Origin of the sequence: Kitasatospora sp. NPDC090308, from assembly GCF_044769485.1 — a bacterium.
GTDB lineage: Bacteria > Actinomycetota > Actinomycetes > Streptomycetales > Streptomycetaceae > Kitasatospora > Kitasatospora fiedleri.
In genome coordinates, this window is the sequence record NZ_JBIVXY010000020.1 from 41,710 (window position 1) to 55,531 (window position 13,822).

10 protein-coding genes are annotated in these 13,822 nt (G+C 74.4%); 2 read left to right on the forward strand and 8 right to left on the reverse strand.

Translation table 11 applies throughout. From position 1 onward, the window contains the following. The first annotated feature begins 232 nt into the window (after window positions 1-232). Window positions 233-1,048 carry an SAM-dependent methyltransferase gene (locus ACIQVD_RS31080; protein WP_400692760.1) on the forward strand — a complete coding sequence of 272 codons (816 nt, stop codon included), beginning with the start codon at window positions 233-235 and terminating at the stop codon, window positions 1,046-1,048. Between the two features lie 27 nt (window positions 1,049-1,075). On the opposite strand, the gene ftsH is transcribed toward ACIQVD_RS31080, so the two are convergent. The 7 genes from ftsH to ACIQVD_RS31115 all read right to left on the reverse strand — a co-directional run bounded on the left by ftsH (window position 1,076) and on the right by ACIQVD_RS31115 (window position 11,301). Further along, on the reverse strand, window positions 1,076-2,980 hold the full coding sequence (gene ftsH, locus ACIQVD_RS31085; protein WP_400692757.1) for an ATP-dependent zinc metalloprotease FtsH: 1,905 nt from the start codon (window positions 2,978-2,980) through the stop codon (window positions 1,076-1,078). 99 nt (window positions 2,981-3,079) lie between these two features. Further along, window positions 3,080-3,604, reverse strand: coding sequence for a GNAT family N-acetyltransferase (locus ACIQVD_RS31090; RefSeq protein ID WP_402292415.1), 525 nt, complete (start codon window positions 3,602-3,604; stop codon window positions 3,080-3,082). Window positions 3,605-3,707: 103 nt separating this feature from the next. After that, on the reverse strand, window positions 3,708-5,267 hold the full coding sequence (gene ffh / locus ACIQVD_RS31095; protein ID WP_400692752.1) for a signal recognition particle protein: 1,560 nt from the start codon (window positions 5,265-5,267) through the stop codon (window positions 3,708-3,710). Window positions 5,268-5,369: 102 nt separating this feature from the next. Beyond that, window positions 5,370-7,802, reverse strand: a complete 2,433-nt coding sequence (locus tag ACIQVD_RS31100) for a [protein-PII] uridylyltransferase (protein ID WP_402292416.1) — start codon at window positions 7,800-7,802, stop codon at window positions 5,370-5,372. A 119-nt stretch (window positions 7,803-7,921) separates the two neighbouring features. Then, on the reverse strand, window positions 7,922-8,260 hold the full coding sequence (locus tag ACIQVD_RS31105; protein ID WP_100836209.1) for a P-II family nitrogen regulator: 339 nt from the start codon (window positions 8,258-8,260) through the stop codon (window positions 7,922-7,924). Continuing rightward, complete coding sequence (locus ACIQVD_RS31110) at window positions 8,257-9,582, reverse strand: ammonium transporter (RefSeq protein WP_400692746.1); 1,326 nt, start codon at window positions 9,580-9,582, stop codon at window positions 8,257-8,259. Before ACIQVD_RS31110 ends, ACIQVD_RS31105 begins: the two co-directional genes overlap by 4 nt. Before the next feature lie 261 nt (window positions 9,583-9,843). Next, window positions 9,844-11,301 (reverse strand): hypothetical protein, encoded by a 1,458-nt coding sequence (locus ACIQVD_RS31115; RefSeq protein ID WP_402292417.1) that lies wholly within the window; start codon window positions 11,299-11,301, stop codon window positions 9,844-9,846. Window positions 11,302-11,741: 440 nt separating this feature from the next. Here ACIQVD_RS31115 and ACIQVD_RS31120 point away from each other — a divergent pair, with 440 nt between their 5' ends. After that, window positions 11,742-12,416, forward strand: coding sequence for a bifunctional DNA primase/polymerase (locus ACIQVD_RS31120; protein WP_400692742.1), 675 nt, complete (start codon window positions 11,742-11,744; stop codon window positions 12,414-12,416). 114 nt (window positions 12,417-12,530) lie between these two features. Here ACIQVD_RS31120 and ftsY read toward each other — a convergent pair whose 3' ends face one another. Next, window positions 12,531-13,802, reverse strand: coding sequence for a signal recognition particle-docking protein FtsY (gene ftsY / locus ACIQVD_RS31125; RefSeq protein ID WP_402292418.1), 1,272 nt, complete (start codon window positions 13,800-13,802; stop codon window positions 12,531-12,533). Window positions 13,803-13,822: the final 20 nt, after the last annotated feature.

The window sequence follows — 13,822 nt, forward strand, 5'->3', positions numbered from 1 at the left end:
CCGCACCGGACCGACCCTCGCCCCCGCGCCGCACCGCGCCGCGTCGCACCGGACCGGACCGCGCCGCACCGGACCGCGCCCGCGCACACCCCGGGGCGCACACCCGCGGCGCACGGATACCTGCTCGCACCCCTCTGGACGGCGGGGGCCGCCCGCTGTTCGCTGGGAGGGGGGCCGGGGGGCCGGGCTGCGGGGGCCGCAGCCGATTCCGAGGACCGAATGGGAGGCCGCGATGGCTTCAGCGCAGGTGACCGGCAGCACCGTGGACCGGGTCCGGACGGACGGCCCGGCGGGGCGCGGCGGTCGGGCGCGGGACTGGGCGGAGATCCAGGAGCGCATGCTCGTCCCCCTCTACCAGGACGTTTACCGGCGGTTGGAGGTCGGCGCGGCCACCAGTCTGCTGGGCGTCGGCTGCCGCTCCGGGCTGGCGCTGCTGCTCGCCGCCGGGCGCGGCGCGCAGGTCGCGGGGGTGGAGGCGGACGGCGGACTGCGGGAGCTGGCGGCGGCCCGCGGGTTGCAGGTGGCGCCGGGCGGGGGCGCGGCGGCCCTCGCCCGTTCGGCGCACCCCGTCCCCCGCCCGGCGCACTCCCTGGTGACGGTTTTCGAGCAGCCGCCGGTGCCCGCGCTGGTCGCCTGGTCGGCCGAGCGCACGCTGCCCGGCGGGCAGCTGGTGGTGGCCGCCTGGGGCCGGCCGGAGCGCTGCGAGAGCGCCGCCGTGCTGGAGGTGGCCCGCCGGCACGCGCCGCTCGACGCGCCGGACCCGTTCGCCGCGTCCGGCCCGGGCGCCCTGGAGTCGCTGCTGGCGGCGGCGGGGACGCGCCCGTCCGGGGGCGGCCGGGCGGCCTGCCCGTTCGCCTACGCGGGCCTGGACTCGGCGGTCCGCGGCCTGCTCTCCACCGGCCTGTTCGACCGGGCCGAGGCGGCCGCGGGGACGGCGCTGGTGGTCAAGGAGCTGGAGGAGGCGCTGCGGCCGTACCTGCGCCCGGACGGTTCGGTGCGGATGGCGAACGAGTTCCGCTGGGCGGTGGGGACGCGGCCGCGCCGCTGAGCGACCGGCCCGGAGTCCGGCGCGGGGTCAGGACCGGCCGAGCCCGGCCGCGGCGTACGCGGCGTCCTCGTCCAGGGTCTCGGCCTCCAGCAGGGCGGCGGCCAGCGCGTCGAGCCGGTCGCGGTGCCGGTGCAGCAGGGCGACGGCCTCCTCCCAGCACTCGGCGACGATCCGGCGGGCCTCCTCGTCGACCGCGTCCAGCGTGGTGGGGGCGGCGGCCAGGCCGTACGGGGACTGGCTGTCGTTGGGGACGGCGGTGACCCGGCCGACCCGCTCGCTCATGCCCCAGCGGCCGGCCATCGAGCGGGCGATGGTGGTGAGTTGTTCGAGGTCGCTCTCGGCGCCGGTGGTGACCACCCCGTAGACCACCTGCTCGGCGGCCATCCCGCCGAGCGCGCCGATGATCCGGCCGCGCAGGTAGGGCTCGGTGTAGGAGTAGCGGTCGGTGTCGGGGGTGGAGAGGGTGACGCCGAGGGCCCGGCCGCGCGGCACGATGGTGATCTTGCGGACCGGGTCGGCGCCGGGTTGCAGCATGCCGAGCAGGGCGTGCCCGGACTCGTGGAAGGCGGTGCGCTCGCGCTCCTGCTGGGGCATCACCAGCGGGCGCACCGCGCCGAGCTGGACCTTCTCCAGCGCTTCGGAGAGGTTCGCCTGGTCGACGGCGTCCTGCTGGCGCTTGACGGCGATCAGCGCGGCCTCGTTGACCAGGTTGGCCAGGTCGGCGCCGGTCATGCCGGGCGTGGTGCGGGCGACGGCGTCCAGGTCGGTGCCCTCGGCGAGCGGCACCTGGCGGGTGTGGATCCTCAGGATCTGCTCGCGGCCGGCCCGGTCGGGCGGGCTGACGGTGATCCGGCGGTCGAACCGGCCGGGGCGCAGCAGCGCCGGGTCGAGGACCTCGGCGCGGTTGGTCGCGGCGATCACGATGACGCCCTCGGAGCCGGAGAAGCCGTCCATCTCGGTGAGGATCTGGTTGAGCGTCTGCTCGCGCTCGTCGTGGCCGCCCATGCCGCCACCGCCGCCGCGCTGGCGGCCGATGGTGTCGATCTCGTCGATGAACACGATCGCCGGGGCGACCTTGCGGGCCTCGGCGAACAGTTCGCGGACCCGGCTGGCGCCGACGCCGACGATCATCTCGATGAACTCGGACGCCGAGGCGGAGAAGAACGGCACGTCCGCCTCCCCGGCGACGGCCCGGGCCAGCAGCGTCTTGCCGGTGCCGGGCGGACCGGACAGCAGGACGCCGCGCGGCATCTTCGCGCCGAGCCGGCGGTACGCCTGCGGGTTCTTCAGGAAGTCGACCACCTCGCTGAGCTCGGCCTCGACCTCGTCGATGCCGGCCACGTCCCGGAAGGTGGTGCGCTTGCCCTGGCTGGTGTCCACCGGCTTCGGCGGGGCCTTGCGGCCGAGCGCGCCGCCGCCGATCCCGCCGGACATCCGGCGGGCGATCAGCACCCAGACCCCGATCAGCAGCAGCATCGGAGCCAGCGAGATCAGCAGGTTCGCCAGGAAGCTGCGCTGCTGCACCACCGGACGGGCCGTCACCTCGACGTTCTGCGACTGCAGGGTGCCCCAGAGGTTGTCGGTGGCGAACTCCGGCCGCTGGGTGGTGAACTCCGTGTAGTCGCCCTTCTCGCCGTCCGGCTTGGGCTGCTCGCTCTTGAGCGTGCCCTCGATGGCGTCGCCCTTGGCGTAGACCTTGGTGACGTTCCCGCCGTTCAGCTGCTTGGTGAACTCGGTGTACGAGATCGTGGTGGACCCGCCGTTGCCGAAGAAGCTCAGCAGCAGGTCCGAGAGCAGGAACACCACCAGCGCGGTGAGGATCAGGCCCGTCCAGCCGCCCGGCATCCTCTTCTTCGGCGGCGGAGGGGGCGGCGCCCCCTCGGACCGCCAGGGCTGGTCGGGGGTCTGGCGCGGCGGCACGGGGTTGCTCACCCGTCGGACGATACGGACCCCGGGCCCGCCGGACGGCGCGCAACGCCGCGCCCCGCCCCGGCCGGCCGCCCCGGTCGGCGCACCGGCCGGCCGCCCCGGTCAGCGCACCGGCGTCGGCCACTCCTCCGCGGTCAGCGCGAAGCGCTCGTGGTCGCGCCAGGCGTCCTGGAGGAACAGCATCCGCGGCGTGAGCCCCTCGTGCCGGAAGCCCAGCCGGCGGGCCAGCGCGATCGACCGCTCGTTGTCCGGCTGGACGTTGATCTCCAGCCGGTGCAGCCCCAGCCCGCCGCGCTCCGGCCGCGTGAAGCAGCGCTCCACCACCAGCCGCATGCCCTCCGACATCCGGCCGGTCCCGACGAACGGCTCGTACGAGTCGTAGCCCAGCACCCCGTTGCAGAACCGCGCCATCACGATGTTGGCCACGTTGCACTTGCCGACCAGGCCGCCGGTCTCGGTGTCGACGATCATGAACGTCCGCAGGCCCGCGCCCTGACGGCTCAGCAGGTCCGGCATGCCGTCCGGCTCCACCGGGTTCCACCGCCCGATGTGCGCGGCGGAGCGCCGCACCGCCTCGGCGTAGGGGACGACGTCATCGGGGCGGGGGGCTCGGATCGTCACGCGCATACGGGACATCATGGCGCACCCGCGCGCGGAAGCGCGGGCACGGGTGGCGGGGGCGGGCGGACGCGAACGGGGGCGCGGTTGCCCGCGCCCCCGGCCCCGCCGCCTACAGCAGGTCCTTGAACTCCTTGGGGAGCTGGAAGTCCGCCGGCCCCTGGCCCGGCTGGACGCCGAACGCGCCGCCGGACTGGGCGCCCTGGCCCGGCCCGAGGGCCTTGCGCTCGGCGGCCGCGGCCTCCTCCTGGGCCCGCTTGAGCGGGTTGCCGCTCTTGCGCTTGCCCTTGGCGACCGGGGCCTTCTTGCCGGAGCGCTTGCCGCCGCCGCCCATCCCGGGGATGCCCGGCATGCCGGGGATGCCCTTGCCGGAGGCCATCGCGGACATCATCTTGCGGGCCTCGAAGAACCGCTCGACCAGGCTGGAGACCTCGCCGACCTGGACGCCGGAGCCCTTGGCGATGCGCAGCCGGCGCGAGCCGTTGATCAGCTTCGGGTCGGCCCGCTCGGCCGGGGTCATCGACTTGATGATCGCGCCGACCCGGTTGACGTCCTTGTCGTCCAGGTTGTTGATCTGGTCCCGGATCTGGCCCATGCCCGGGAGCATGCCGAGCAGCTTGGAGATCGAGCCCATCTTCTGGACCTGCTCCAGCTGCGACAGGAAGTCGTCGAGCGTGAAGTCCTTGCCGCCGCCCTGGAGCTTGGCGGCCATCTTCTCGGCCTCGGCCTGGGAGAAGGTCTGCTCGGCCTTCTCGATCAGCGAGAGGACGTCGCCCATGCCGAGGATGCGCGAGGCCATCCGGTCGGGGTGGAAGGCGTCGAAGTCGTCGACCTTCTCGCCGTTGGAGGCGAACATGATCTGACGGCCGGTCACGTGGGCGACCGAGAGGGCGGCGCCGCCGCGGGCGTCGCCGTCGAGCTTGGAGAGCACGACGCCGGTGAAGTCCACGCCCTCCAGGAAGGCCTGGGCGGTGGTGACCGCGTCCTGGCCGACCATGGCGTCGACCACGAACAGGACCTCGTCCGGGTCGATCGCGGCGCGGATGTCGGCGGCCTGCTGCATCAGTTCGGCGTCGATGCCGAGGCGGCCGGCGGTGTCGACGATGACGACGTCGTACTGCTTCTGCTTGGCGTACTCGACGGAGTCGCGGGCGACCTGCACCGGGTCGCCGACGCCGTTGCCGGGCTGCGGTCCGTAGAAGGCGACGCCGGCCCGCTCCGCGACGACGCCGAGCTGGGTGACGGCGTTGGGGCGCTGGAGGTCGCAGGCGACCAGCAGCGGGGTGTGCTTCTGGCTCTTGAGCCAGTGGCCGAGCTTTCCGGCCAGCGTGGTCTTGCCGGCGCCCTGGAGGCCGGCCAGCATGATCACGGTCGGGCCGGTCTTGGCGTAGCGCAGGCGGCGGGTCTCGCCGCCGAGGATGCTGACCAGCTCCTCGTTGACGATCTTGATGATCTGCTGGGCGGGGTTCAGCGCGCCGGAGACCTCGGAGCCGAGGGCCCGGTCCTTGACCTGCTTGATGAAGGCGCGGACCACGGGGAGCGCGACGTCCGCCTCCAGCAGGGCGATCCGGATCTCGCGCGCGGTGGCGTCGATGTCCGCCTCGCTGAGACGGCCCTTGCCCCGGAGGTTCTTGAACGTCGCTGCGAGGCGGTCGGAGAGAGTGTCGAACACGTCGGTCGCGGGTCCCTTGCGGCATCGAGTACGGGTACTGTCGTCGCCCCAAGGGTAGCCGTACCCCCGGCGGACGGTCTGCGCCCCTGCGCGAACCGCGGGTCAGGGGGTCTCCAGGGCGGCCCTGACCACCCGCGCGACCTCGTGCGCGCGCTCCCGCTCCAGCGGCCGGCCGTCCGGCGAGGTGAGGTAGAAGGCGTCGACGGCCTCCGCGCCGAGGGTGGAGACGTGCGCGGTGCGCACCCGCACGCCGGCCACGTCCAGCGCCCGGCCGATCCGGTGCAGCAGGCCGGGGGCGTCGTGCGCGCGGACCTCCAGCACGGTGGCGGACCGCGAGGCGGCGTGCGGGGCGACGGTGACCACCGGCGGCGGGGTGCTGATGCCGCGGCGGCGCGGCGCGGCGGCGTCGCGTTCGGCGAGCTTGCGGGCGACGTCGAGCGAGCCGTCCAGGGCGCGGCGCAGGTCGGCCCGGAGCCGGGCGGCCTCGGGCAGGTCGCCGTACTCGGCGGCGACCGTCCAGGAGAGCAGCAGGACGGGTCCGGCGCCGACCGGGTCGAGTTCGCGCAGCCCGGCCTTGCGGACGGCGAGGCGGTGCACGGCGAGCACCCCGGCGACGGTGCCGAGCAGGCCGGGGCGGTCGGGGATGGCCAGGGTGAGTTCGACGCCCATCGGCTCGGTGCCCTGCTCCCCCGCCGGTTCGGGGTGGGCGGCCAGGGTGAGCGCGGGCCCGCCGGTGCGGGCGGCCTCGACGGCCAGGCGCTCCTGGTCGGCGGTGACCTCGGGGTCGGCGGCGGGCGGGCTGGTGTCGCCGGCCAGCCGGGCGGCGGTGCGCTCGACCAGCGTGGCGACCAGCGAGGCGCGCCAGCTCGACCAGGCGGCCGGGCCGGTGGCGGTGGCGTCGGCCTCGGTGAGGGCGTGCAGCAGTTCCAGGTGGGTCTGGGTGCCGACGGTCTTGGCGATCAGGTCGGCGGTGGCGGGGTCGTCGGGGTCGCGGCGGGTGGCGGTGTCGACCAGCGTGAGGTGGTGGCGCACCAGCAGCGCGAGGGTGTCGGTGTCCTGCCGGTCGAAGCCCATCCGGACGGCGACGTCGCGGACGATCACCTCGCCGGCCTCGGAGTGGTCGCCGGGCCAGCCCTTGCCGAGGTCGTGCAGCAGGGCGGCGACCAGCAGCAGGTCGGGGCGGGCGGTGCGGCGGGTCATCGCGGCGGCCCGGACGGCGGTCTCGATCAGGTGCCGGTCGACGGTCCAGCGGTGCACGGCGTTGCGCTGCGGGCGGCAGCGGACCCGCTCCCAGTCCGGCAGCATCCGGCTGACCAGCCCCTCGGCCTCCAGCGCCTCCCAGACCGGCAGGCAGGCCTCGCCCGCGCCGAGCAGGGTGACCAGCTGGGCGCGGGCCTCGTCGGGCCAGGGCACCGGCAGCGGCCCGGTCTCGGCGGCCAGCCGGCGGACGGTGGCGTAGCCGACGGTGAGCCCGGCCTGGGCGGCCGCGGCGGCGGCCCGCAGCGGCAGCACCGGGTCGGCGGCGGGCCGGGCGGCGTGGGCCAGCACCGCCTCGCCGTCCTGTTCGACCACGCCCTCGGCGAGCGGGCGGCGCTCGGGCGCGTCGGGGCCGATCGGGGCCCGCCGGGCGCCGTTGAACGGGAAGCCGAACCGGGCGGCGCGGCGGGCCGGGCGGCGGCGCTCGGCCAACACCCGGTCGACCGAGCGCCAGGTGACGTCGGAGGCGTACGCGACGGTGCGGGCCGCCTGGTAGACCTGCCGCAGCAGGGTGTCGGCGTCGAGCACGCCGAGCCGTTCGGCGACCTGGTCCTGGTCCTGGAGGGAGAGCCGTTCGGTGGCCCGCCCGGTGGTCAGGTGCAGCGCGTCGCGGACGTCGGCCAGGGTGCGGGCGGCGGCGTCCAGGCCGTCGCGGGGGGCGTCGGCGAGCCAGGTCGCGGCGACCGCGTTCAGCGCGACCAGGTCGCGCAGGCCGCCGCGGGCCTCCTTGAGGTCGGGTTCGAGCAGGAAGGACAGCTCGCCGTGGCGCTCGGCCCGGGCCCGGCCGAGCTCCTGGAGCTCGGGGAGCCGTTCGGGGGCGGCGGCGCGCCAGTCGGCCAGGACGGCGGAGCGCAGGTCGGCGGTGAGCTGCGGGTCGCCGGCCAGGTGGCGGGCGTCGAGCAGGCCGAGCTGGGCCTTGAGGTCCTCGGCGGCGACCTTGCGGGCCTCGCCGGGGGTGCGGACGGCGTGGTCGAGGGCGACGCCGCTGTCCCAGACCGGGTACCAGATCCGTTCGGCCAGGTCGGCGGCGAGCGGGCCCTCGTGCAGCAGCAGCAGGTCCAGGTCGCTGCGCGGGGAGAGTTCGGCCCGGCCGTAGCCGCCGACGGCGACCAGCGCGGTGCGGGCGGGGGCGCCGGCGGCCCGGTAGAGGGCGGCCAGCCAGTCGTCGGTGAGCCGGGCCAGGGCGGCGCGCCGGCGCGGGCCGGTGGTGTCGGGGTCGGCCAGCAGGCGGGCGCGCTCGGCGGGGTAGCCGTACTCGGCGGGGTCGGTGCTGCTCACGTCTGCTCCCGGTGCGTGCGGGTGCCGGATACGCCTTCGGCGGACCTGCCACGGGGGCAGGTCCGCCAGGAGGGTTTCAGCGGTGGATCAGGGTGGATCGGAGGAGGGGCGGGCGGGGGTCAGAGGGCGTCGGGGCCGCGTTCGCCGGTGCGGACCCGGACGGTGGTCTCGACCGGGATCGACCAGACCTTGCCGTCGCCGATCTTCCCGGTGCGGGCGGCCTTGACGACCACGTCGATCAGCTGCTCGGCGTCCTCGTCCTCGACCAGTATCTCGATCCGGACCTTCGGGACCAGGTCGACGGTGTACTCGGCGCCGCGGTAGACCTCGGTGTGGCCGCGCTGCCGGCCGTACCCGCTGGCCTCGGTGACGGTCAGGCCGTGCACCCCGAAGGCCTGCAGGGCGTCCTTGACCTCGTCCAGGCGGTGCGGCTTGATGACGGCGGTGATGAGCTTCATCGGGCGTCGACCTCGGTCTTCTCGGCGGGGGCGGTCGCGGGGGCGGCCGGGGCGGTGCGCACCAGGCTGGCTCCGACGGCGGTGAAGTCGTAGGCGGACTCGGCGTGTTCGGCCTGGTCGATGCCGGAGACCTCGACCTCCTCGGCGACCCGGAAGCCGATGGTCTTCTGGATCAGCATGCCCAGCAGCCAGGAGAGCACGAACGAGTAGACCAGGACGGCGACCACGCCGAGCACCTGCTTGCCGAGCTGGCCCAGGCCGCCGCCGTAGAACAGGCCGGAGGCGGTCTGGCCGACGTGGCCGGTGGCGAAGAGGCCGATCAGCAGCGAGCCGATGATGCCGCCGACCAGGTGGACGCCGACCACGTCGAGCGAGTCGTCGAAGCCGAACTTGTACTTCAGGCTGATCGCCGCGGCGCACAGCACGCCGGCGATCAGGCCGATCGCGATCGCGCCGAGCGGGGAGACCGAGCCGCAGGCCGGGGTGATGGCGACCAGGCCGGCCACCGCGCCGGAGGCGGCGCCGAGGGTGGTGAACGCGCCGTGCTTGACCTTCTCGTAGGCCAGCCAGCCGAGGATCGCGGCGGCGGTGGCGACCTGGGTGTTGACGAAGGCCATGCCCGCCACGCCGTTGGCGGCCAGCGCGGAGCCGGCGTTGAAGCCGAACCAGCCGAACCACAGCAGGCCGGAGCCGAGCATCACCAGCGGCAGGTTGTGCGGGCGCATCGGGTCCTTCTTGAAGCCGATCCGCTTGCCCAGCACCAGGGCCAGGGCCAGGCCGGCCGCACCGGCGTTGATGTGCACCGCGGTGCCGCCGGCGAAGTCGATCACGCCGTTGCGGTCGCCGAGCCAGCCGCCGTTGCCGCCGTCGAAGAAGAACACCCAGTGCGCGACCGGGAAGTACACCACGGTCACCCAGAGCGCCACGAACAGGCTCCAGGCGGTGAACTTCGCCCGGTCCGCGATCGCGCCGCTGATCAGGGCCGGGGTGATGATCGCGAACATCAGCTGGAAGGCCGCGAACCCGGTCACCGGGATCGTCCCGGTCAGGGCGTTCAGGTCGATGCCGCGCATCCCCAGGAAGTCGAGGTTGCCGATCAGACCGGCTCCGGCGTCCGGCGCGAAGGCCAGCGAGTAGCCGTACAGGACCCAGAGCACCGAGACGATCGCCAGTGAGATGAAGCTCATCACCAGCATGTTGAGGGTGCTCTTGACCCTGACCATGCCTCCGTAGAAGAAGGCCAGGCCCGGGGTCATCAACATGACCAGGGCCGCACAGATGAACACAAAGGCGGTATCGCCCGCGCTGAAGCCGTCCGGCATCGGCGTCTCCTCCGAATGAGAGCCGCACCACGACCGGGATTACCTGTCCCGTGCCCATCCCGGCGTGTCGGCGATGAGAGGAGAGTGCCGAAGGCGGGTTTCGGCCGATGCGGCTCGGTGTTTCACCGCAGTGACGCGGTTGACGCGCCCGTTACGGGGAGGTGAACCACGGCAGGTGACGCGTACTGGACAGCGCGTGCTATACGCCGACGGCCGTCCGGACGGGGGGCGGACGGCCGCGGGCGGCGGGGGCGGAGCGGATCAGACCACCGCGACGAACTCCGGGATGTCGTGCACCACCCGCTCGGCCAGCCGGTCCACCCCGGGGGCGCCGCGGAAGTCCCGGCTGGCCGCCTCGGAGGTCTTGCGGACCCGGGTGTTCAGCCGCTCGGAGCGCACCTTCTTGGCGATGTCGACCGCCTCCTCGCAGTACTTCGCGGCCTCCTCCGGCTCGCTCTGCAGCAGCCGCACCGAGGCCATCCCGACCAGGTTGAACGCGTAGGTGCGGACGTGGTCGCCGTCCTCCCGGAACCGGTCGACCGCCTCGGTGATCAGCGGCTCGGCGGCCTTGGCCATCGCCGGCCCGCGGTCCGAGGTGTACGCCAGGTCCCGGTAGGAGTGGCCGTTCTCCGCGCACAGCTCGGCGTACGAGAAGAACCTGAGCCAGCTCGGCGCCGCCTCGTTGGTCTCCCGGATGTCGCTGAAGGTGTCCTCCGACAGCCGCACCGCCCGGGCGCACCGGTTGACCTCGCCGATGGTGGAGTACGCCCGCGCCTCCATCGCGTACAGCAGCGACTGCTGGCGGGCGGTGGCGGTGTCCCGGCTGCCGTACTGGGCGAGGTGGATCAGCTCCAGCGCGTCCTCGCCGCGGTTCAGGTGGATCATCTGCCGGCTCATGTCGGTCAGCACGTGCGCCCCGAACGGGCGGTCCCCGGCCTCCTTGGCCGCGTGCAGCGCCAGCACGTAGTACTTCTGCGCGCTCGGGTGCATGCCCACGTCGTACGACATGAAGCCCGCCAGGTGGGCCAGCTCGGCGGTGATCCGGAACAGCCGCTTGGTGGTCGCCTCGGGGTAAATCTCCTGCAACAGGTCGGTGACCTCGTGGAGTTGGCCGACCACCGCCTTGCGGCGCAGGCCGCCGCCGTTCTGCGCGTCCCACTTCCGGAACATCTCGGTGGTCTGCTCCAGCAGCTGCATCTCCGGCTCGGACAGCCGTCCGGAGAAGTGCTCGCCGCCGTTGGCCGCCGCCAGGATCGGGGTGGGGGCGCCGTTCGGACCGGGCGTCAGCCAGCGCTGCATCGGCTCGATCAGCGCCGCGCCGGCCGTCAGCGCCAGCGAAGTGCCGAGGAAGCCGCGCCGGTTGAGCATCAGGTCGCTGCGCGAGTACTCGCTGATCGCCTGCACGGTCTGCTGCGGGCTCCACGGGAGGTCCACCCCGCTGCCGACGGTGGTCACCTGGACCACCGCGCGCAGGCCGAGGTCCTCGACCGAGACCACCGAGCCGAAGCGCTCCGAGAACAGCTCGGACATGATCTTCGGGATCGGCTCCCGAGGCTGCTCCCCGTCCAGCCACCGGCGCACCCGCGAGGTGTCGGTGGAGACGTGGTGGGCGCCGATCTGCCGCGCCCTGCGGTTCACTTGACGCGCCAGCTCGCCCTTCGACCAGCCGCTGCGCGCGAACCAGGAGCCCAGCTTCTCGTTCGGCTGCTTCTCACCCATGGGAACGTCCCCATCCCGCCCCGAACCCGGGGCCCCGCTTCGCCCTGACTCGTGTTCATCGCCTGCACCGCCGTCCGCGTGACCGGTCGGCTGCGTTCCGTATCCCGAACGTAGCGCCCCTGCGCCATCCGGGGGAGCAACGCCGGAAAAACGCCACCTTTCGCCACCCCCACGAGTGAACTACCGGGCCGGGTACCGCGCTTCACTGGGAATCAGCTCGGCATGACCCCGGCACATGCCCGGACTTGACGGAGGCACGCGTGCGGCAACGACGATCCGGCATCCGCAGCGCTGGTGCAAGGCGCCTGCTCGCCCGCGCCACCCGAATCGGTGTGCGCCGGTCCGCGCACGCCTCCGGTGCACCACGCACCACGCACCCGTCGGACGACGCGCCGTCACCGTCCCGTAACCAGCGGCGACCGGAACCGGTTGGGGGTGGCATGGACAAGCTCTTCGGCACCCTGCGGCTCACCCCCCTCGGCGCCCGCCGCCGCACCCGGCCCGCCGCGCTGCAGGCCGCCGCCGAGTACTCCGGGCGCTGGGGCTGGACGCTGGCGGCCGGCAGCCCGGACCCGCACCCCGCGACCGCCCCGACGGCCTGCGGCTGCGGCGTCCCGCGCTGCGCCGCGCCCCACCTGCACCACCTGGTCGGGCCCGCGATCGCCCCCGGCGCGACGGCCGCCGAGCTGGCCGCCCGATGTCCGGCCGACGCCCCGCTGCTGCTCCCGACCGGCCACCAGTTCGACGTGCTGGACGTCCCGGCCCAGCCCGGCCTGCAGGCCCTGGTCCGGCTCGAACGGATGGGCACCCAGGTCGGCCCGGTGCTGGCCTCCCCGGCCGGCCGGCTGCTGTTCTTCGTCGCCCCCGGCACCGCCGAGCGCCTGCCCGAGCTGCTCTACCGGATGGGCTGGGACGACGCCTCGCTCGACCTCGCCTGCCACGGCCTCGGCTCCTACCTGGCCGCCCCGCCCACCCCGCTCGGCCCGCTCGGCCCGATGCGCTGGCTGCGCCGCCCCGCCACCGACAGCGCCCCGCCCGAGGCCCGCCTGCTGCTCGGCACCCTGGCCTACGCCTGCCACCGCACCCGCGCCCGCACGGCGGAGTTCGCCGGCTGACGGCCGCGAGGGCCACGAGGGCGCGGGGGCACGGGAGCGGACGAGCGAAGGGGCGGCTCCGGGAAGGGAGTCCCTTCCCGGAGCCGCCCCTTCGGCAGCCGTCCGGACGCGGCACTAACCGAGCAGCGCGTCCACGAACGCCCCCGGCTCGAACGGCGCGAGGTCGTCCGCGCCCTCGCCGAGGCCGATGAGCTTGACCGGCACGCCCAGCTCCCGCTGGACCGAGATGACGATGCCGCCCTTCGCGGTGCCGTCCAGCTTGGTGAGCACGATGCCGGTGATGTCGACCACCTCCGCGAACACCCGGGCCTGGACCAGGCCGTTCTGCCCGGTGGTGGCGTCCAGCACCAGCAGCACCTCGTCCACCGGGCCGTGCTTCTCGACGACCCGCTTGACCTTGCCGAGCTCGTCCATCAGGCCGGTCTTGGTGTGCAGCCGGCCCGCGGTGTCGATCAGGACGGTGTCGACGCCGTCGGCGATGCCCTGCTTGACCGCGTCGAAGGCGACCGACGCCGGGTCGCCGCCCTCGGGGCCGCGCACGGTGTGCGCGCCGACCCGCTCGCCCCAGGTCTGGAGCTGGTCGGCGGCGGCGGCGCGGAAGGTGTCGGCGGCGCCGAGCACGACCTTGCGGCCGTCGGCGACCAGGACCCGGGCGAGCTTGCCGGTGGTGGTGGTCTTGCCGACGCCGTTGACGCCGACCACCAGGACGACGGCCGGGCCCTCCTCGTGCTTGACCGAGCGGACGGTGCGGTCGGCGTCGGTGCCGATCAGCTTGACGAGCTCCTCGCGGAGCAGGGTGCGCAGTTCGTCGGGGGTGCGGGTGCCGAGCACCTTGACCCGGGTCCGCAGGTTGTCGACCAGTTCCTGGGTGGCGGCGACGCCGACGTCGGCGGTGAGGAGGGTGTCCTCGATCTCCTCCCAGGTGTCCTCGTCCAGGCGGTCCCGGGAGAGCAGGGTGAGCAGGCCCTTGCCGAGGGTGGACTGCGAGCGGGAGAGCCGGGAGCGCAGCCGGACCAGGCGCCCGGCGGTGGGCTCGGGCACCTCGATCGCGGGCGCGGCCTCGGCCTCCTCGGCGGTCGGCTCCCCCGCGGTCGGCGCCTCGACGGCGGGCTCTCCGGCGGCCGGTTCCCCGGCCGGGACTCCCGGGGCCTCCGGAGCCCGGGTGGCGCCGGAGGCGGTGGGCGGCGCGGTGGGCTCGGCGGCCCCTTCCGCGGGCTTGGCCGGAGCGGTCGCGGTCGTCGCCGGGTCCGACTTCGCGGGCGCGGTGATGGTCGGCGGCTGGCTCGGCCGGTCCAGTTCTCTGCGTCGTTTGCCGGAGACGACGAGTCCGGTGATCGCGCCGATGGCGACCACCGCAATGACAACGGCAAGGATCACGTATTCCATAACCCGTCCAGTATCACGTA

Bases quoted from the DNA above. Each gene is read 5' to 3' on its own strand.
- ACIQVD_RS31080 (WP_400692760.1), top strand. From the start codon at position 233: ATGGCTTCAGCGCAGGTGACCGGCAGCACCGTGGACCGGGTCCGGACG.
- ACIQVD_RS31090 (WP_402292415.1), bottom strand. From the start codon at position 3,604: ATGCGCGTGACGATCCGAGCCCCCCGCCCCGATGACGTCGTCCCCTAC.
- ACIQVD_RS31105 (WP_100836209.1), bottom strand. From the start codon at position 8,260: ATGAAGCTCATCACCGCCGTCATCAAGCCGCACCGCCTGGACGAGGTC.
- ACIQVD_RS31110 (WP_400692746.1), bottom strand. From the start codon at position 9,582: ATGCCGGACGGCTTCAGCGCGGGCGATACCGCCTTTGTGTTCATCTGT.
- ACIQVD_RS31115 (WP_402292417.1), bottom strand. From the start codon at position 11,301: ATGGGTGAGAAGCAGCCGAACGAGAAGCTGGGCTCCTGGTTCGCGCGC.
- ACIQVD_RS31120 (WP_400692742.1), top strand. From the start codon at position 11,742: ATGGACAAGCTCTTCGGCACCCTGCGGCTCACCCCCCTCGGCGCCCGC.
- ftsY (WP_402292418.1), bottom strand. From the start codon at position 13,802: ATGGAATACGTGATCCTTGCCGTTGTCATTGCGGTGGTCGCCATCGGC.